Origin of the sequence: Mesoflavibacter sp. SCSIO 43206 (assembly GCF_019904215.1) — a bacterium.
Taxonomy (GTDB): Bacteria; Bacteroidota; Bacteroidia; order Flavobacteriales; family Flavobacteriaceae; genus Mesoflavibacter; species Mesoflavibacter zeaxanthinifaciens.
In genome coordinates this window covers 1,001,583-1,021,166 of the sequence record NZ_CP063201.1, presented here as the reverse complement: position 1 = coordinate 1,021,166, position 19,584 = coordinate 1,001,583, and the positions used below count along the sequence as shown (strand labels likewise).

The window sequence follows — 19,584 nt, the reverse complement described above, 5'->3', positions numbered from 1 at the left end:
TATTTAAGAAATGAAATTCGGAAAACTTTCTTTACGATTACGCATATTTATAGCAATGATTTCTTTAGTGCTATTAGCTTCTATATTAATAGCATTAGTAGCTGCATATCAATATAGAGAAGAAACACAAGACTACCACAAACAACGTTTAGAACGTAAAGAAACTAGTATAAAACGTCACATAAATTTTGTGATAAGAGAAACATCTTTTGAGGTTGTTCCCGATAAAATTCCCTTCATCTTTAAAGAAGAAATCTATAAAATAGCAGACGTACATGGTCTTCAAGTTAATCTGTATGATTTAGAAGGCACTTTATTAATTTCGTCTAAAGCAGCATTACCACAAGATGTCAAAGAAAAATGCTTAAATGCAGAGGTACTTAATATTTTAAATTCGACTGTTGATCATAGATATGTGCAAAAACGTGATGTAAAAGGACAAAGCTTTAGGTCGTCTTATACCTACATTACAGATCAAAAATTTAAGCCTTTAGCAATTTTAAATTTACCATATTTAGAAAATGACGATTTTCTATCACGAGAGTTAAATGAGTTTTTTGAGCGTTTAGGATATGCTTATTTACTGATGTTAATCATAGCAGTGTTTTTAGCATTTTTAATTTCAAAATATATTACAAAATCCTTAAAAACAATTAGTGAAAAGATTAAGCAGATTAGACTTGAAAAACGTAATGAAAAAATTGTTATAAAATCGTCTTCTTCTGAAATTGATACACTTGTAAAATCTTACAATAGTATGATTGACGAGTTAGAAGAAAGTGCTGTTAAATTAGCAAGAAGTGAGCGTGAGCAAGCTTGGCGAGAAATGGCAAAACAAGTAGCGCACGAGATTAAAAATCCTTTAACGCCAATGCGTTTGACGGTACAAAGTTTTCAAAGAAAATTTGATCCACAAGATCCCGATATTATCAAAAAGTTAGACGAATATAGTAAAACACTTATTCAGCAAATTGACACTATGAGTTCTATTGCAAGTGCATTTTCAAACTTTGCAAAAATGCCTGCACAGCAAAACGAAATGCTTAACGTAGTTAAAATTATAGATTTAGCACTAGATATTTTTAACGAAGATTATATAGAGTTTTTACCTGAAAAAGAAGAAATTATTGCCAAGTTTGATCGCACTCAGTTAATACGTGTAGTTACTAACTTGGTTAAAAACGGAATACAAGCCATACCAGACACTAAACAACCAAAAATTGTAGTGCAGGTATTAGATTTAGATACAGAAGTGAAAATTAATATTTCTGATAACGGTGTAGGTATTTCAAAAGAAAATTTACACAAAGTTTTTGAACCTAAATTTACAACAAAATCAAGCGGAATGGGACTTGGACTAGCTATGGTTAAAAACATTGTAGAAACTTACAAAGGAACCATTACCTTTGTAACTCAAGAAAACACAGGAACTACTTTTACGGTTTCATTTCCTAAATAACTAAAACATTTCTATTATGAATTTTGAAAATATTTTAAGTACATCCAATCAAGGTGTGGCAACAATTACAATTAACAGACCATCAAAGTTAAATGCTTTAAACAAAGCAACTATTGAAGAGCTTCATCAAGCTTTTAAAGCGGCAGATCAAGATAAAGATATAAAAGTGATTGTTGTTACAGGTAGTGGCGAAAAAGCTTTTGTTGCAGGTGCAGATATTAGTGAGTTTGCTAATTTTGATGTAGAAAACGGTGGTAAATTAGCAGCAAAAGGACAAGAAATTTTATTTGACTTTGTACAAAATTTAAACACACCAGTAATTGCTGCTGTCAATGGGTTTGCGCTTGGTGGCGGATTAGAATTAGCAATGTCGGCTCATTTTAGAATTGCAAGTGATAATGCAAAAATGGGCCTACCAGAAGTTAGTTTAGGTGTCATACCAGGTTATGGTGGTACACAACGTTTGCCACAATTAATTGGTAAAGGTCGTGCTATGGAAATGATTATGACTGCAGGAATGATAGATGCACAAACCGCATTAAACTATGGTTTAGTAAATCATGTGGTAACTCAAGACGAATTATTGCCATTAGCAGAAAAAATTGCTGGAAAAATTATGAAAAATTCTAGCGTAGCTATTGGTAAAGCAATACAAGCGGTTAATGCAAATTACAAAGATGGCGTTAATGGTTTTGAAGTAGAAATTGAACAATTTGGTGCTTGTTTTGGTACCGAAGATTTTAAAGAAGGTACTACTGCGTTTTTAGAAAAAAGAAAAGCAGATTTTCCTGGTAAATAATCTATTAAAAATATGATTTTATATAGGTGAGCTAAATATGGCTCACCTTTTTTATATAATATGTTTTGATGAGTACTATTATTTATTAAAAATTAAAACATAAACATGATATTGTTTTGTAATTTTACAAAAATTATAAAATATGTTGAATAGTTCGATGAAAAAAGGACGTGGCGCGCAGCAAAACATAAACAATCGTTTTGTTGAATTATCTCACGAAGTAAGAGACGATTTTTTAGAATATTGTGAAAAAGAAGGCGAACTAGCAGATAATGACAAAACACAATATTTAGAAGTCTATCCAAAAACTATTGTAAATAAAGTAAATTCTCCAGATGTTGGTATGTCATATTCTATGAATATGTATCAAGGTTGCGAGCATGGGTGCATTTATTGTTATGCAAGAAATAGTCACGAATATTGGGGCTATAGTGCAGGTTTAGATTTTGAAAGACGTATACTAGCAAAAAAAAATGCGCCACAACTTTTAGAAGATTTCTTAAAGAAGAAATCATGGAAAGCACATCCAATTGTTATGTCTGGTAATACAGATTGCTACCAACCAGCTGAAAAGCAATTTGAAATAACCAGAAAATGTTTAGAGCTATTTTTAAAATACAAACATCCAGTTTCAATAATTACTAAAAATGCGTTGATTTTAAGAGATTTAGATCTTTTAAAAGCATTGCAAAAAGACCAGTTAATTAGTGTAAATATTTCAATTACATCTTTATCAGAACAGACAAGGCGTATACTAGAGCCAAGAACAGCTACCATAAAAAAACGACTTGAAACCGTAAAAATCTTAAGCGAAAATAATATACCTGTTAATGTCATGTTAGCGCCAATAATACCATCTATAAACAGTCATGAAATTCTATCTTTAGCAAAAGCAGTAAGTGAAGCTGGAGCATTAAGTATTGCGCATACCATAGTAAGGCTTAACGGTGCAATTGGGCAAGTATTTACAGATTGGATACAGAAAAAAATGCCAGATAGAGCAGAAAAAGTACTTAATCAAATTAAAGATTGTCACAACGGAAATTTAAACGATTCTAGATTTGCAACACGCATGAAAGGTGAAGGTAATATTGCAAAACAAGTTTCAGATTTAATGCAACTGGCTAGACTTAAATATTTTAAAGATAAAGCAATGCCGACCTTAAATACAACCTTATATGAGAGTTTTAAGGATGGACAGTTAAAGTTGTTTTAGTATTAATTTGTTAGTCATTTCGAACGTAGAGAGAAATCGCATAACGCACAAAAGATGGTGTGTTTTACTTTTTTTATTTCACTTCGACTTCGCTCAGCGAACAAGATTAGGAATAATATTTTAAACTACTTCTCACCATGCCACTCAGCATAAAACTGCTTTAAAAAATCGACCATATAATTATGTCTTTCTTCAGCAATTTTACGACCAGTTTTGGTATTCATTTTGTCTTTTAACAATAATAATTTTTCGTAAAAATGATTTATAGTTGGTGCAGTAGACTTTTTGTATTCGTCTTTTGTAAGGTTTAAATTGGGTTTAATATCAGGATTGTAAAGTGCTCTATTTTTAAATCCACCATAATTAAATGTACGTGCAATACCAATAGCACCAAGCGCATCCAAACGATCTGCATCTTGTATCACTTCTAATTCTTTAGATTTAAATGCAGAAGCATTATCTATATTTGAACTAAAAGACACGTTTTCAATAATTTTAATAACGTGATTAATTACTTTGGTAGATACGTTTTGTTTCATTAAAAACGCTCCAGCTATTTTAGGTCCAATAGTATCGTCACCATCATTAAATTTACTGTCTGCAATGTCGTGTAATAAAGCACCAAGTGCAACAACTAATTCGTCTACCGTTTCACCTTTACTAATTAATAACGAATTGTTGTAAACACGTTCTGTATGAAACCAATCGTGTCCACCTTCGGCATCTTTTAAAGTCGTTTTTACAAAGGTTTTAGTAGCTTCAATAATTTGATTATTTTTCAAAAGTGATGGCGTTTTTAATGGTGCTTTCTGTAGTTTCTATAAGTGTTTGTGTATCGTAATCACTAATTTTTAAAGGTTTATGTACGGTATATTTTAGGCGGTAACCAATGCCCATAGGAAATTTTCCGTAAATTAATGTTTTCCAAGAATTATTTATCGTAACAGGAAAAATATAAGCATTAGGCGCATGCTCGATTAAAGTAGCTAAACCACGTGTTTGAAATGGTTTTGGTTGCCCATCACGACTACGTGTTCCTTCAGGAAAAATAACAACGCTTCTGTTATTTTTTTCAATGTAAGCAGCCATTTCTTTAATCTTGCTAAGTGCTTGCTTGGCATCTTTACGATCTATTAAAACCGATCCACCATGACGTAAATTATAAGAAACACTTGGCAAGCCTTTACCTAATTCCTTTTTGCTAATAAACTTGACATGAAAACGTCGCATAAACCAGATTATTGGCGGAATATCATTCATGCTTTGGTGATTAGCCACAATAATTACTGGAACATTTTTAGGTAAATCGTTTGGCACTTTAAACTGATAGCTACAGCCTAAAAAATGCAAGCAACGTGTCAAGCAAAAATTAAGATAATCTACACTTTTTTTATGTGCTTGATAGCCAAACACATTAAAGCAAAACCATTGTATTGGATGAAAAACAAGTAAGCTTAACCCAAAAAATAGGAAGTAAATACAAGTTAACGGATAAGCTAAAAGTTTTCTCATTAGTAGTGATTTTTTAAGTTTCAAAAATAAAAAAACCACGATAAAAAATCGTGGCTTTTAAATAATACTTTAATCCTGTTAAGGCTTAGCAATGCTCATTATAAGCATCCATAAGGTTTTGTGCAATAAGTTCTGCAGGTCTACCTTCAATATGATGTCTTTCTAACATGTGTACTAATTCGCCATTTTTAAAAAGCGCCATACTTGGTGAGCTTGGAGGAAACGGTACCATGTGCTGTCTAGCAACATCAGTAGCTTCTTTATCTACACCTGCAAAAACCGTAACCGCATGATCAGGTTTTTTAGGATTGTTTAAACTCATTTTTGCTCCTGGACGTGCGTTAGCAGCAGCACAACCACAAACCGAATTTACAACTACTAACGTTGTACCTTCTTTTGCTAATGCAGCTTCTACAGCTTCAGGTGTATGTAATTCTTCAAAACCAACGTTTGTTAAGTCTTCGCGCATTGGTTTTACTAATTCTGCTGGATACATATTTATGTAATTTTTGTATTTATAAATCTATTCTTTGCAAAGATAAGCAAAAACCATGCAAAAGTTATTTTGGCGTTACCTTATAACACTTATGGTGTCATAAGGTCAGGCTATCGGCAGTCGAGCTTTGCAAGGCGCTCCAACAAAGCCTCTATCCTTAACGCAGTTACCAGCCAAAACCAGTAACAAAACCAGCAAAAAGTATACTTACAAAGTATTATATTTACAACAAAAACAAATTAATGAGCGCATTAAAATGGATTGGTGCCACTTTAGGTTGGTCTTTAGGTGGACCAATTGGTGCAATAATAGGATTAGCCTTAGGTAGTTTAGGAGACGCATTTGCAGATGGTAAAGGGACTTTGTTAGGTGACGGACAACCAAAACAGCAAAGACCAAGATACAGATCACGACCAGATTACCGTACACAACAACAAAAAAGAGCACAAACCACATCAGGAGATTTTGAAGTTAGTTTACTAATCTTAGCTTCTGTAGTGATTAAAGCAGATGGTAGTCAAGACCAACGTGAGCTTGATTATGTTCGTATGAAGTTTGTGGAAATGTATGGCAAAGACAGAGCTAACAAAGCCTTTAGATTATTTAAACAAATTAATAATCAGCATATTAATACGCGTCAGGTTTGTTTGCAAATCAAAACTATGATGGATCATGCAGCGCGTTTACAACTACTTCATTTTTTATTTGGTATCGCACAAGCAGATGAGATTGTTGTAGATGAAGAAGAGCGTCAAATCTATACCATTGCAGGTTATTTAGGAATTAGCAGTCGTGATTATAATAGTATTAAAGCCATGTTTTATAATCAATCTGACAATGCTTATAAAATTTTAGAAATAGATAAAACTGCAACTGTAGACCAAATAAAAAGAGCGTATCGTAAAATGGTGATGAAATATCATCCAGATCGTGTAGAGCATCTTGGCGAAGAACACAAACAAGGCGCAGAAGCGAAGTTTAGACAAGTACAAAAAGCTTACGAACAGTTACAGAAAGAACGTGGGTTTTAATTTGACTTTCAGTGATTAATACAGAAGTCAACTTTTCAATTGTTTTAATATGAAATATAGCATAGCTCTTTTATTTTTTATTTGGAGTGTTTCAAGCACAGCGCAAGATATTTCTGGTGTATACCTTTTGCATACAAATTCTGAACAATTTGAATTAAAGCGTACCTTAACGTTACATAAAGACGGAACTTTCAGCTTTCATAATTATAAAAGAGATGAAAACGGAATACCTAAAGAAACCAACAATTACGGTAAAGGACATTGGCAAATAGATAAAAAGGTTGTTTCTTTTTCATCTACATTTTTAGACGATACTTTCAACTTAAATTTTAATGAAACTAAAGCAAGGTACATATCTAAATCACCAAGAGATACATCGGATAGAGTTATTAAAACAGCCTTACGTTTTTATCAATCTAACTTGTTTTGGGTAAAAGGTATTACTTTAGAAAAACAATAGAGTTACTTTAAAGTATAACGCATCCCTAAAAACACTCTAATTCCTTGGTTTGGTGCGTAGACATAAGAAGGATCAAAAGTTAATGCGTAAGGATTATCTGGTGTCGCAACAACATTACCATTATTATCAAATTGAACATTCTCGTCAAAAGGATCGTTTGCTCTAGCAATGATAAAAGGGTTGCCTTTATTTGGTGTCCAGTCTAGTAAGTTTTTTACGCCACCATAAATGTCAAGGTTTTTAAACTTATCGTAGGTTAATTGTATGTTTTGTATGCTCCAAGTAGGCGAGTAGTCTTGTCTTGGATCTAAATCGCCTAAAGTTGGTAAACGCATTGGTCCATAAACATTACCCGTATAATCAATGGTTAAATGCGTAGGATAATGTTTATACGATATTCCCCAAGTACCTGTAAAACGTTCGGTTAAAATTTGTTGTGTCTTTATGTTGTTTTCAGTTTGGGTAACATCTTGTACTGTCGCTCCAATATTAGCTTTAAAACCTGTTGCAAAAATAGCATCAAAGTTTAAGCTTAACCCTTTAGAAACCGAATGTCCATCTAAATTATCGTATATAATTTGATTAGGATTAGTATCGTAATCTGGTAAAATTGCATTAGTAAAATAAGTATACCAAGCCGAAGCATCTAAAGTGAAAATCATACCTTTTTTAGTGTAAAATTTCTTTAGATAGTTAAGGTTAATATTGTACGATTGTTCTGGATCTAATGTCTCTTCAATTATTACATCTCTTGCTCCAGTTAGTGCAGCATGATCTTCGGTAAAAAGGTTTACAACTCTAAAACCTGTTCCTGCATTTAGTCTAATAATATCGTCTTCAGTTGGTTTGTATTTGTAAGCAATACGAGGTGTTAGGATTGATCCATGTCGGTTATCATAATCATATCGTAATCCTAATAATAAATTTTGTTTATCGTTTAGCTTAATTTCATCTTGAACAAAAAGAGAAGGTATGGTAACTTCATCTGCATTTATAGTTGCAGTTGTATTATCGTTATAATAGTTGTATCGTAACGCTGCACCAAATAATAAATCGTGATTTTTTAAAGGTTTATCCCAAACCAATTGCGTAAAACCAATACGTTGTTTTGCTAAGTATGGCATATCTCCATACACAGAGTTTTGGTCATGATCAGAATATGAAAATTGCAGATTGATATGCTCATTAACCGGTAATTGATACTTACCTAAAATTTCAAATCGACTAGTGTAAATGCTTTCGCCATAAACTTCGTTTCCGCCACGAAAATTTTTATTCCATTGTAATTCTCCTCCCCAACGATCTTCATAAAAATAACGTCCAGCAATAGAAAATATGCGGTTATCTTGTCGTTTAAAATCCCATTTATTAAAAATTGAAATTCGATCTTGAAGCGTTAAATCGGTAAAATTATCGTTGTTATTATCTATTGGATTATCATATTTAAAGTAGTTAGTTCCAAACAGCAACGTTGCTTTTTCACCAACTTTTGCTTTAAAACCAGCGTCAACATTAAGTTCTCCCCAAGAATTTATAAAACTATCTGCAAAAACCGTTGGCGCATTGTCTGGACTTTTTGTGATAATATTTATTAATCCACCAACTGCTTCGCTACCGTACAAAGAGGATGCAGGACCTTTAACAATTTCGACTTGTTCTATTAAAGAATTTGGAATACCTGATAAGCCATAAACAGTAGATAAACCACTAACTATGGGCATACCATCTATCATTACTAAGGTGTACGGACCTTCAAGTCCGTTAATGTGTATATCGCCAGTATTACACACATTACAATTAAGTTGAGGTCTTACACCGTTTACGTTTTGCAACGCTTCAAAAATATTTGGTGTTGGGTTTTTTTTGAAAAATGTTGGCGTATACACTTCTACTGGAACAGCACTTTCTAATCGGTTTACAGCTTTTAATGTTCCAGAAACTACGACTTCATCTAAAGATTGGTCATTTATAAGTTGAAATGATAGGTTTTTAAAGTTTTTATCAACTATAATTTCTTTCTTTTCAGTTTTAAAACCAACGTAAGATGCAACAATTGTATAATTACCACTTGCGATGTTTTTAATTTCAAAATAACCGTTTTCATTAGTTGTAGTCCCAATTTTGGTGTTTTCTAAATAAACGTTAGCGTAAGGTATACTTGCGTTTTCTGAAGAAACTGTACCAGAAATTGTATATGTGTTTTGCGCAATACATATTACAGAAAACATAGATATTAAGAGTGAAACTATCTTCATTAGTCAATTATTTTTATGCAAATATAAACATATTTTTAGACAAGTCTAAAAATATGTTTTTGAATATAAAAATTTGTATCTTTGTTTATCTAAAAATGAACTAGTGACTTTATCTGAAGAGAATTATTTAAAAGCAATTTATCATCTTGGTAAGTATGGTACAACAGCAGTAAGCACCAATGCGATTGCAGAGCAAATGGAGACTAAAGCGTCTTCTGTAACCGATATGGTTAAAAAATTAGCCGAAAAAAAATTGGTAAATTACGTAAAATATCAAGGTGTTAGCCTAACAAAAGATGGTAAAATTGTAGCGACTTCAATTATTAGAAAACATAGACTTTGGGAAGTGTTTTTAGTGCAAAAGCTAAATTTTACTTGGGACGAAGTGCACGATGTAGCAGAACAATTAGAGCATATTAAATCTGATAAATTAGTTAATCAATTGGATGCGTTTTTAGAGTTTCCTACGCATGATCCACATGGTGATCCAATTCCGGATAAAAACGGAAATATGGTTACTAGAGAAAAAACAATTTTATCTAAAGTAAACATTAACAGTGTTGGTGTTTGTGTTGGTGTAAACGATTCTTCATCAGATTTTTTAAAATATCTAAGTAAACATAATATAGCTTTAGGAACATCTATTGAAGTGGTTGGAAAAGAAAAGTTTGATGACTCAATGACCATAAAAATTGAAGACAAAACACTTCAAATTTCTAAATTAATTTCAAATAACATTTACATAAAACTATTATAAAATGGATAGCATTATTCAATATTTTGAAAGTATAGATCCTATATTAGGTGCATTGTACGCCTCATTATTCACATGGATTTTAACAGCATCTGGTGCTGCACTAGTATTTTTATTTAAGGGAATGAATAGAGCCTTGTTAGATGGTATGCTAGGTTTTACAGGTGGCGTTATGGTTGCTGCCAGTTTTTGGAGCTTATTAGCACCAGGAATAGAAATGAGTCCAGGCGAAGGATTTGTAAAAGTGATTCCTGCTGCAGTAGGATTTGCTTTAGGTGCATTATTTATTTTTGGATTAGATAAAGTATTACCGCATTTACACATTAATTTTAAAGAAAGCGAAAAAGAAGGCGTAAAATCACCTTGGCACAGAACAACCTTATTAGTATTAGCAATTGCGCTTCATAATATTCCAGAAGGTTTAGCAGTTGGTGTCCTTTTTGGAGGCGTTGCTGCAGGAATACCAGAAGCTAGTATTGGTGGCGCAGTTGCTTTGGCATTGGGAATTGGTATACAAAATTTTCCAGAAGGTTTAGCTGTTTCTATGCCATTAAGACGTCAAGGCGTAAGTAAATTTAAAAGCTTTTGGTATGGACAAATGAGTGCAATTGTCGAGCCTATTTTTGCTGTTATTGGTGCTGTTGCAGTCACCTTTTTTATTCCAATTTTACCTTATGCATTAGCTTTTGCAGCAGGTGCTATGATTTTTGTAGTTGTTGAAGAAGTCGTACCAGAAACCCAACGAGATAAATATACAGACATAGCCACACTTGGATTTATTGGTGGATTTATAGTCATGATGACCTTGGATGTGGCTTTGGGTTAGAGCTAATTACATCCACAATTATCGGTTCCGCAAGCTTTTTTCGATTTCTTTTTGTAGAAGAATTTTTTGATTAAAAATGAAAGTGCTAAACCAAAGGTTAAAAAAACTAATATGTTTTGAAAAGTGTTCATTTTATTTTAAAAATTGAAATGCCATTAAAGCAGTAATATAAGCAATTGAGGTCATAATTACAAGCTGTAAAATTGGCCATTTCCAGCTGTTTGTTTCTCGTTTTACAATTGCCAACGTACTCATACATTGCATTGCAAACGCATAGAATAATAATAATGAAATACCAGATGCAAAATTAAATAAAGGTCCGCCAAGTATTGGATTTACTTCTCCTGCCATTCGGTTTTTTATAGTGTCTTCATCATCATTACCAACGCTATAAATGGTTGCTAATGTACCAACAAACACCTCGCGAGCAGCAAAACTACTTACAATTGCAATGCCTATTTTCCAGTCGTAACCTAAAGGTCGTATTACAGGTTCGATTGCGCGACCTGTTAATCCTATAAAAGAATGTTCTAATTTATGAGATGCTATTTTTTGGCTTAATTCGTCTTCACTTAAATTTTGTGAAGCGTATTCGGTTTTAATAATGTCTTCAGCATTATTAAAATTTTCTCCAGGACCATAAGACGCTAAAACCCAAAGAATAATCGAGATCGCTAAAATGATTTTACCAGCACCAAAAACAAATGACTTTGTCTTTTCTAATACTGTTAATCCAACATTTTTAAATAATGGTAATTTGTAGTTTGGCATTTCTACTACAAAAAACGTTTTACTTTTAATTTTTAGCACCTTATTTAAAATGTATGCCGAAATAATCGCAGTACCAAAACCTAGTAAATACAACAACATTAAAGTTAATGCTTGGTAACTTAACCCTAAAAATCGTCCTTCTGGAATTACTAAAGAAATGATAATTAAATAGACAGGCAGTCTAGCCGAACAAGTTGTAAAAGGCGTTACTAAAATGGTGATTAGACGTTCTTTCCAACTTTCTATATTACGAGTTGCCATAATTGCAGGAATGGCACATGCAGTTCCAGAAATTAGTGGAACAACACTTTTACCGCTTAATCCAAATCGTCTCATTATACGATCCATTAAGAAAACTACACGACTCATGTAACCACTTTCTTCTAGTATAGCTATGAAGAGAAATAAAAATGCGATTTGCGGAATAAAAATTACAATACCGCCAAGTCCAGATATTATTCCTTCTGCTAATAAATTAGTAAATGCGCCTTCTGGTAATGTATTTTTAACCCAATCACTTAGATTAGCAAAAGCATTATCGATAAAATCCATAGGAACTGAAGACCAGTCGTAGATAGCTTGAAAAATTAGAAGTAAAATGATAAAAAAGATGGCGTATCCCCAAACTTTATGGGTTAAAATACGGTCAAATTTTGTACGCAAATCTTTAGCTTGACTAACATCTATGGTTTGTCCAACTTTTAAGGTATTGTTTATAAATTGATAGCGCTTAATAGTTTCTTTTTGCTGTAGTCGTTTTAAATCGCTTTTAGATTTGGTTTTAAAACTAGCAATAGCTTCAATTTCATTTCTATCTGTTTTACCAAAGTTAACATCTTGTGTAATTACCAACCAAAGTTTATAAAGGAGTTGGTTAGGAAAGGCTTTACGTAGTTTGTTAAAATAATCTGGATCAATCTCAGATGCGTGTAAACACGGTTCTGTAGACAATTCTCTAAAATTAGAAATTAAATCTTTTAAACCTTCGATACCTTGTTTTTTTCTTGTGCTTATTAAGGCGATTTTAGTATTTAGCTCTTCTTCTAAATAAGGAATATCTAAAGAAATTCCCTTGTAACTCATCCTATCTGCCATATTAATCACAAGGATGGTTGGAATTTCTAAATCTTTTATTTGTGTGAAAAGTAAAAGATTTCGTTTTAAATTTTCTACATCACTTACTACTACAGCAACGTCAGGAAAATCTTTGTCGTTTTTATTTAAAAGAAGTTCGATAACTACATTTTCGTCTAACGAAGATGCATTAAGACTGTAAGTTCCTGGTAAATCAATGATGTGCGCTTTAACACCTCTAGGTAATTTACAGATACCTTCTTTTTTTTCAACAGTAATTCCTGGATAGTTTCCAACTTTTTGATTTAAACCTGTTAAGGCATTAAAAACAGAAGTTTTTCCAGTATTAGGATTACCTATTAAAGCGACATTAATTTGCTTACTCATACCGTTTCTTTTTCAATTAAAATATGAATAGCAGTTTCTTTTCTAATTGCCAGATGACTACCGTTAATGTTTAAATACATTGGATCTGCAAAAGGCGCTAATTGAACCAATTGAACACTATTACCGGGCAAACATCCCATTTCTAGAAGTTTTAGAGGTATATGTTTTGAAGAAACATCTATTATAGTTGCGATTTCTCCTTTTTTTAATGTGTCTAGTGTATTGTTCAAGCTTATTTAGATTGATTTTAAAGAAGCAAAAGTAATAGAAAATTTTAGCCTAAAAAAATTGAAAGCTAAAAACTAATCTTCATATTCTTTTTTTAAAGTTTTTAAATCTTGTAAAAGACGTTTAATTTCATCTTTTTTAGTACCATCGTAATAGCCTCTAATTTGTCTCTTTTTGTCTATTAGCATAAAATTTTCGGTGTGTACCATGCCATAATCGTCTGGCATTCCATCGTCTTTAACAGCTAAATAACTTTTTCTGGCTAATCGGTAAATTTCGCCTTTATCTCCGGTAACTAAATTCCATTTACTATCAATAACGCCTTTTTTAATGGCGTAGCGTTTTAGCTGTGCAACACTGTCAATTTTTGGTGTAACAGAGTGAGAAAGTAGCATGACCTCGTCATCATTTTTAATCTCTTTTTGAATATCTGCCATGTTATCTGTCATAATGGGACAAATGGTTTGGCAGGTTGTAAAAAAGAAATCGGCAACGTAAATTTTATCTTTATAAGTCTCTTGGGTAATTGTATCTCCGTTTTGGTTGATTAAACTAAAATCTGCTATTTTATGATATTTTATTTTATGTTGAATGGTGCTATCAACCAACTCAGTACTTACATCTGCAGGTTGATAAATTGGTAAAGGTTTGTCTACCTTCAAAATGTTGTAAAAAATAGAAATAATTATAATTGAAATAATAGCAAATACGATAGCAAATTTTTTATAAGCTTTAAAAAAGTTAAGCATACCAAGTTAATTTAAATTCGGAATACAAAAATACGAGTAAAAAGAGGATTAACTACATGATATAGCTCATAAAATTTGTTAATTATACTTAAGCATAAGGTATTAAGTTTTTTATACTAAGCTTAAATACTTACTTTTGCCGACTATTATTGAATAACAATACTAAATGGAATTTATCATAAAAATTGGACAGTTTTTATTAAGTCTGTCATTACTAATTGTCTTACATGAATTAGGACATTTTATCCCAGCAAAAGCATTTAAAACCAGAGTCGAAAAGTTTTATCTTTTTTTTGATGTAAAATACTCTCTTTTTAAGAAGAAAATAGGTGAAACGGTTTACGGTATAGGATGGTTGCCATTAGGAGGTTATGTGAAAATCTCTGGTATGATTGACGAAAGTATGGATACAGAGCAAATGGCGCAAGAACCACAACCTTGGGAGTTTAGGTCTAAACCAGCATGGCAACGCTTAATAATAATGTTAGGTGGTGTTTTTGTAAATTTCTTATTAGCATTAGTTATTTATATTGTAGCATCTTTTGTGTACGGAGATACAGATATTTCTGCTTCAAGCTTAAAAGATGGCTTTGTAATAGAAAATCCAATTTTAACTAAAATAGGTTTTAAGACAGGAGATAAAATTATTAAGGTTGATGGAGAACCTGTTATATATGAATCTGATATTAGGCGAAATATTATTGGTGCTAATAATGTTACTATAAAAAGAGGAGAAGAAGAAAAAACAATAGAATTACCAATAGATTTTTTAGGGCAATTATCTTCAAGTGATGATAGATCTTTATTTGATTTGCGTCAACCTTTTATAGTCGAAAAAATAATGGATACCTCTTTAAATAAATCTGTTGATCTACAAAAAGGAGATATTTTTAAATCCATTAATGGTAAACCAGCAGAATACTTTGATCAAGTAGCTCCGATTTTAGAAGATACAAAAGAACAGACTATTAATGTAACTATACAAAGAGGTAGCACTACAATTAATAGAGATTTAAAAGTTGATCAGTATGCCAAACTTGATGTTGTAACAACAAGAAGTTTAAAAACTTTTGAAGAATTAGGTTATTTAAAAATTATAACAAAAAATTATTCTTTTGGAGAAAGTTTTGGCGTTGGATTTAAAAAGTTTACCAGTCAAATCACCTCATATTTTGGACAATTAAAAGCAATTTTTAATCCTAAAACAGGTGCGTATAAAGGTGTTGGTGGTTTTAAAGCTATTTACGACATATTTCCAAGTACTTGGAGCTGGCAAGCCTTTTGGGGTTTAACAGCATTTTTGTCTATAATGTTAGGTGTTTTAAATTTATTGCCAATACCAGCATTAGATGGTGGTCATGTAATGTTTTTATTATACGAAATGATATCTGGACGTAAGCCTGGAGAGAAGTTTTTAGAAAAAGCTCAAATGGTTGGTTTCTTCATTTTAATAGCTTTAGTGCTGTTTGCAAATGGTAATGATATAGTAAAAGCAATTTTTAATTAAATTTTTTAAAATTATTATTTGTAGTATTTAAAAAAACATATATATTTGCGCTCGCAACAGCGAAAATAAACACTCCTCCTTAGCTCAGTTGGTTAGAGCATCTGACTGTTAATCAGAGGGTCCTTGGTTCGAGCCCAAGAGGGGGAGCAAAAATTAACCCGATACTAGAATGTATCGGGTTTTTTTGTGATCAATTATTAATGTTTTCTTGTTTAAAGTTGAATTTTTTAAAGACCAAGTTTATTGGCTACAAAATGACCAACAGATTTACCTTGATCTAAACCATTATCAATAGCAGCCCTATAATGAATACCACCATAAAGTCTACTTAAAGCTGCTTCTGCTGATGCATCATAAAAAGATTTAAAATTTCTTGGCGGTAAACCGTAAGGAATTTCTGAAGTATCGTTAAAAGCAAAGTTATCACCAAATAGTTTAGTCAAAACTACCGATGCGGATCCAGAAACTACTGAATGGCCACTAACATACTCTGGAAAAGGTGGTGTTTGTAAAATAGGTAGCCAATCTGGGTCAATGTGTTGGTTTATTACTGTTTCTGGACGAATAAGGTTACTTCTATATTTTTCGTCCCAACAACTAATAAAAGCATCTGCTATTGCGATAGATGTTTTTGTATATGTGTTTACTGTCTCCTCAAAACTAGACTTTGTTTTTTTAGAGGCAATTTGAGAAATTAAAATCCAATGTGCGCCTGGAGATATTTTTTTTGTAGCAAACATAAAATGACCTCTAGTTACAGATACGAAAGGATTACAGTCCCAAAACTGTGCGATTTCAATTTCTTCAGTATTATCTCCTTTTTTTGTTATTTCTTGACTAACGTTATAAACCTCTAATAGTTCTTGGTAAAATTTTGAATCTTTTTTAAGTGAAAACTCTGGAGGAGGAATAGGTTTAAATTGTGATGCAGAGTCTAATATAAAAGGTCTTATTTTGTTCCAATGTGGTTCTATTCCATCCATATAACTAGGTGGTGTTGGTTGCCATCTTGATGGGTCTTCCATATCTACAGTAAACTTTGGCATAGTCCTAGTTTCCTTGTAATTGTCGTTATTCATCCACTCAGTAATATGACCAATTACTTTATCAGAATAGTTTTTTGTAATAGTAAATTCTTCTTTATTAATTTTTTTCCACTCTGTGTACAAGCTATCTTTATAATGATCTAATTTATCTTCAGAAAAAATTAGCTTTTTACTAATTTCAAGATGAGCTATTAGTGCTGCTAATTTTAAGTTTACACCTTCTGTATTGTTAACCTTTGGAATTGTTGTAAATTGATTAAGCTTTTTATCTAAAGATAAAAGTTTAGGGTGGTCTTGTGCTAAAATTTCATAAGCTGCAATATTTGGATAAGCAAAAACTCTACTTGCTACAGGAGGAGAAAAGATATCATGTATCATAATATCTATTATTTTATTTACAGAAGCATGGTATTGTTCTGGTGTAATAATTATCTGTTTGTTGCTTTTTGTTTTACAGCTACATAAGAATAAAGTTATACTAACTGTTATTAAAATTTTCAGAGAATATTTCATTAAAATGGCTATTTAATTTTTAGCGTTAAGCAAAATAAATGAAATATATGTTTCTTACAATTTTTATTAAAAAAATTGTTTTATTGCTGACTTTTTTGAGTTTGTTTGGTTTTAAATAAAAATGTTAACATTTTTATTGCGGTTATATAATTAGTGAGAAATTTTTGATTGTTATAACAAAATAAAAAAGCTTCTTGAATTTACTCAAGAAGCTTTTTATTGTCTCTGTAAAATATTATAAAGTATTAAAGAGTTTTATTACTTTAATTGATTAACTAGTCTTGTTTTTTTCTTTAAGATTAGTTAGCATCTCTTTTGTAATAGCATCTAGATCAAACTTATGTTTCCAATTCCAGTCTTGTTGTGCTTCGGTGTCGTCTATACTACTTGGCCAAGTATCTGCAATTGATTGTCTAAAATCAGGTTGGTAAGATATTTTGAAATTTGGAATTTCTTTTCTTATTGAATTAGCAATTTCATCAGGAGTAAAACTAATTCCCGCTAGGTTATAAGAGGATCTAATTTTTACATCTTCTTCTTTAGCAGTCATTAATTTAACCGTTGCATCGATAGCATCATCCATATACATCATAGGTAGTGCTGTTTTTTCACTTAAAAAACATTCATAAGATTCTTTTTTTAATGCTTCATGATAGATTTCTACTGCATAATCTGTTGTACCGCCTCCAGGTAAGGTTTTCCAACTTATCAAACCTGGGTATCTTATACTTCTAACATCTACATTATACTTTTCGTGATAATATTCGCACCAACGTTCTCCTACTTGTTTTGTAATACCATAAACAGTTGTTGGTTCCATTACGGTTCTTTGTGGAGTGTTATTTTTAGGAGTAGTAGGTCCAAAAACGGCAATACTTGAAGGCCAAAAGATTTTTTTTATGGCTTTGCCTTTTGCAAGATTTAAAACATGAAAAAGAGATTGCATATTTAAATCCCAAGCTTTCATAGGGTATTTTTCTCCTGTTGCACTTAAAATAGCAGCCATTAAGTAAACGGTGTCTATGTTGTGTTTTTCGCAACAAATTTTAAGTGATGCATAATCCATAGCATCAATAATTTCAAAAGTACCAGAATTAACTAACTCTACATTATTGTAATTAATGTCACTAGCAATAACGTTTTTATTGCCATAAATTTCTCTCAGTTTATAAGTTAGCTCAGATCCTATTTGGCCACAAGCCCCGATAATTAATATTTTTTCGCTCATTTATTAAAGGATTATGCAAATTTCAGCTCAAAAGTAAGAACAATTTTAAAGATATTTCAATAAATAAATGCTAAAAGTTAGAATAAAAGATTAGTTAAAAATTAAGGTTTAAAACTAGTATCTTATATATTTGTTTTAAGATATATTTTAAGTTATGAAACATCTATTTATCATCTTGCTTTTGTGTGCTTTATCTTTTAGTTGTAAAAATAAAACAGATCAATCTTTAGTCGCAGAACAAAGTCAACAATCTGACTCTTTAAATATAAAAAAAGAAGATATTAATAAAATAAATTATGTTGATATTGGATTAGACGCTAAAACAAATTCAATAATGCCCACATGGCAAGCTTATCAAACTTTATCGGATGCTGTTCAAAGTTTAAAGCTAGCAGATTATTCTTTTTTTAATACAGATATTGAAGTTTTTTCAACAGCAATAAAAGATTTAGAACAAACTATTCCACCAAGTATTAAAACAGAGTCTATAGAAGCAAGAGTTTTAGCTTTTAAAACAAAATTGTTAAATCTAAAAGATGTAAATAGTCTTGATTTTATAGATAAAAAGGATGTTCTTTTTGCAACAAAAGAAGTTCTTGTTGCTTTTTCTAACCTTAACTTACAGATTAATAAAAAGCTAGAAAAAGATAGTCAAAATATAGAAAGACCTTATTAGTTATGAAAAATTATGCTCTAATATTTTTGATGTTAATGTCATGCACATTAATAAGCCAAAACGATACCAAAACAAAAAAATTAATTTATGAAACAATAGATGCTTGGCATGAAGCAGCTGCAAATGCAGATTTTGATTCTTATTTTAATTTAATGACAGAAGATGCTGTATTTATTGGTACAGACGCTACTGAAAATTGGCAGTTAGAAAAATTTAAAGAGTTTTCTAAACCTTATTTTGATAAAGGAAAGGCTTGGAGCTTTACTTCTTTAGAACGTAATATTTATTTAAATAGTAATAAAAATCTAGCTTGGTTTGACGAAATTTTAGATACACAAATGGGGCTATGCAGAGGATCTGGTGTTGTTGTGTTAACTGAAAATGGATGGAAAATAAAGCATTATGTTTTATCTATTACAATTCCAAACCCAAAAGTAAAAAATGTCGTAAATATCAAAAAAGACACAGATAGTTTGTTGAAACAAAAGCTTAAACCAAAAACCGAATAAAAAATCATTTTTTGGTTTTTAGCTTATTTTTTTATCTGTTTGTCAGGTTTTTAAATAAAATCTTATATTTTTGTTTTAAAAATAAGTT

General features: G+C 31.4%; 19 protein-coding genes and 1 tRNA gene. 11 read left to right on the top strand and 9 right to left on the bottom strand.

Annotated features, from left to right (window positions below):
- The first annotated feature begins 10 nt into the window (after positions 1–10).
- The 3 genes from INR78_RS04860 (at position 11) to INR78_RS04850 (ending at position 3,474) form a co-directional block, all read left to right on the top strand.
- Positions 11–1,459 (top strand): ATP-binding protein, encoded by a 1,449-nt coding sequence (locus INR78_RS04860; RefSeq protein ID WP_223077707.1) that lies wholly within the window; start codon positions 11–13, stop codon positions 1,457–1,459.
- 16 nt (positions 1,460–1,475) lie between these two features.
- Entirely contained in the window at positions 1,476–2,258 is a 783-nt protein-coding gene (locus INR78_RS04855) for an enoyl-CoA hydratase/isomerase family protein (RefSeq protein ID WP_223077706.1), read from the top strand.
- A 142-nt stretch (positions 2,259–2,400) separates the two neighbouring features.
- Entirely contained in the window at positions 2,401–3,474 is a 1,074-nt protein-coding gene (locus INR78_RS04850; RefSeq protein ID WP_223077705.1) for a PA0069 family radical SAM protein, read from the top strand.
- A gap of 125 nt (positions 3,475–3,599) precedes the next feature.
- Here the strand turns inward: INR78_RS04850 and INR78_RS04845 are convergent, their stop codons facing one another.
- From INR78_RS04845 to INR78_RS04835, 3 genes are all read right to left on the bottom strand, one after another.
- Positions 3,600–4,256 carry an HD domain-containing protein gene (locus INR78_RS04845; RefSeq protein ID WP_223077704.1) on the bottom strand — a complete coding sequence of 219 codons (657 nt, stop codon included), beginning with the start codon at positions 4,254–4,256 and terminating at the stop codon, positions 3,600–3,602.
- Positions 4,246–4,986: a 1-acyl-sn-glycerol-3-phosphate acyltransferase gene (locus INR78_RS04840; protein WP_223077703.1), complete on the bottom strand. Its 741-nt coding sequence runs from the start codon at positions 4,984–4,986 to the stop codon at positions 4,246–4,248. The genes INR78_RS04845 and INR78_RS04840 overlap by 11 nt, the downstream gene beginning before the upstream one ends.
- Before the next feature lie 85 nt (positions 4,987–5,071).
- Positions 5,072–5,482, bottom strand: a complete 411-nt coding sequence (locus tag INR78_RS04835; RefSeq protein ID WP_223077702.1) for a BrxA/BrxB family bacilliredoxin — start codon at positions 5,480–5,482, stop codon at positions 5,072–5,074.
- A 242-nt stretch (positions 5,483–5,724) separates the two neighbouring features.
- Between INR78_RS04835 and INR78_RS04830 the strand changes: the two genes are divergently transcribed.
- Positions 5,725–6,513 (top strand): DnaJ domain-containing protein, encoded by a 789-nt coding sequence (locus INR78_RS04830; RefSeq protein WP_223077701.1) that lies wholly within the window; start codon positions 5,725–5,727, stop codon positions 6,511–6,513.
- Between the two features lie 49 nt (positions 6,514–6,562).
- Positions 6,563–6,973: a hypothetical protein gene (locus INR78_RS04825; protein WP_223077700.1), complete on the top strand. Its 411-nt coding sequence runs from the start codon at positions 6,563–6,565 to the stop codon at positions 6,971–6,973.
- 2 nt (positions 6,974–6,975) lie between these two features.
- Here the strand turns inward: INR78_RS04825 and INR78_RS04820 are convergent, their stop codons facing one another.
- Positions 6,976–9,228 carry a TonB-dependent receptor gene (locus INR78_RS04820; RefSeq protein WP_223077699.1) on the bottom strand — a complete coding sequence of 751 codons (2,253 nt, stop codon included), beginning with the start codon at positions 9,226–9,228 and terminating at the stop codon, positions 6,976–6,978.
- Positions 9,229–9,331: 103 nt separating this feature from the next.
- Here INR78_RS04820 and INR78_RS04815 point away from each other — a divergent pair, with 103 nt between their 5' ends.
- Together INR78_RS04815 and INR78_RS04810 are read left to right on the top strand one after the other, a co-directional pair.
- Positions 9,332–9,985 carry a metal-dependent transcriptional regulator gene (locus tag INR78_RS04815; RefSeq protein WP_223077698.1) on the top strand — a complete coding sequence of 218 codons (654 nt, stop codon included), beginning with the start codon at positions 9,332–9,334 and terminating at the stop codon, positions 9,983–9,985.
- Between the two features lies 1 nt (position 9,986).
- Positions 9,987–10,808 carry a ZIP family metal transporter gene (locus INR78_RS04810; protein ID WP_027879189.1) on the top strand — a complete coding sequence of 274 codons (822 nt, stop codon included), beginning with the start codon at positions 9,987–9,989 and terminating at the stop codon, positions 10,806–10,808.
- Positions 10,809–10,940: 132 nt separating this feature from the next.
- Here the strand turns inward: INR78_RS04810 and feoB are convergent, their stop codons facing one another.
- The 3 genes from feoB to INR78_RS04795 form a co-directional block, all read right to left on the bottom strand.
- Positions 10,941–13,040: a ferrous iron transport protein B gene (gene feoB / locus INR78_RS04805; RefSeq protein ID WP_223077697.1), complete on the bottom strand. Its 2,100-nt coding sequence runs from the start codon at positions 13,038–13,040 to the stop codon at positions 10,941–10,943.
- Positions 13,037–13,270, bottom strand: a complete 234-nt coding sequence (locus tag INR78_RS04800; protein ID WP_027879187.1) for a FeoA family protein — start codon at positions 13,268–13,270, stop codon at positions 13,037–13,039. Before INR78_RS04800 ends, feoB begins: the two co-directional genes overlap by 4 nt.
- A 72-nt stretch (positions 13,271–13,342) precedes the next feature.
- Positions 13,343–14,017: an SCO family protein gene (locus INR78_RS04795; protein WP_223077696.1), complete on the bottom strand. Its 675-nt coding sequence runs from the start codon at positions 14,015–14,017 to the stop codon at positions 13,343–13,345.
- 166 nt (positions 14,018–14,183) lie between these two features.
- Here INR78_RS04795 and rseP point away from each other — a divergent pair, with 166 nt between their 5' ends.
- Both rseP and INR78_RS04785 read left to right on the top strand, forming a co-directional pair.
- On the top strand, positions 14,184–15,524 hold the full coding sequence (rseP, locus tag INR78_RS04790; protein WP_223077695.1) for an RIP metalloprotease RseP: 1,341 nt from the start codon (positions 14,184–14,186) through the stop codon (positions 15,522–15,524).
- Positions 15,525–15,597: 73 nt separating this feature from the next.
- A tRNA-Asn gene (locus INR78_RS04785) sits at positions 15,598–15,671 on the top strand.
- 80 nt (positions 15,672–15,751) lie between these two features.
- Here the strand turns inward: INR78_RS04785 and INR78_RS04780 are convergent.
- Both INR78_RS04780 and INR78_RS04775 read right to left on the bottom strand, forming a co-directional pair.
- Positions 15,752–17,083: a vanadium-dependent haloperoxidase gene (locus INR78_RS04780; protein ID WP_223077694.1), complete on the bottom strand. Its 1,332-nt coding sequence runs from the start codon at positions 17,081–17,083 to the stop codon at positions 15,752–15,754.
- Positions 17,084–17,354: 271 nt separating this feature from the next.
- Complete coding sequence (locus INR78_RS04775; RefSeq protein WP_223077693.1) at positions 17,355–18,311, bottom strand: NAD-dependent epimerase/dehydratase family protein; 957 nt, start codon at positions 18,309–18,311, stop codon at positions 17,355–17,357.
- A 154-nt stretch (positions 18,312–18,465) separates the two neighbouring features.
- On the opposite strand from INR78_RS04775, the gene INR78_RS04770 reads away from it, so the two are divergent.
- Together INR78_RS04770 and INR78_RS04765 are read left to right on the top strand one after the other, a co-directional pair.
- The gene (locus INR78_RS04770; RefSeq protein ID WP_223077692.1) at positions 18,466–18,987 is read left to right on the top strand and encodes a hypothetical protein; all 522 of its coding nucleotides are present in this window, start codon (positions 18,466–18,468) and stop codon (positions 18,985–18,987) included.
- A 35-nt stretch (positions 18,988–19,022) separates the two neighbouring features.
- Positions 19,023–19,496: a nuclear transport factor 2 family protein gene (locus INR78_RS04765; protein WP_255593120.1), complete on the top strand. Its 474-nt coding sequence runs from the start codon at positions 19,023–19,025 to the stop codon at positions 19,494–19,496.
- Positions 19,497–19,584 lie beyond the last annotated feature (88 nt).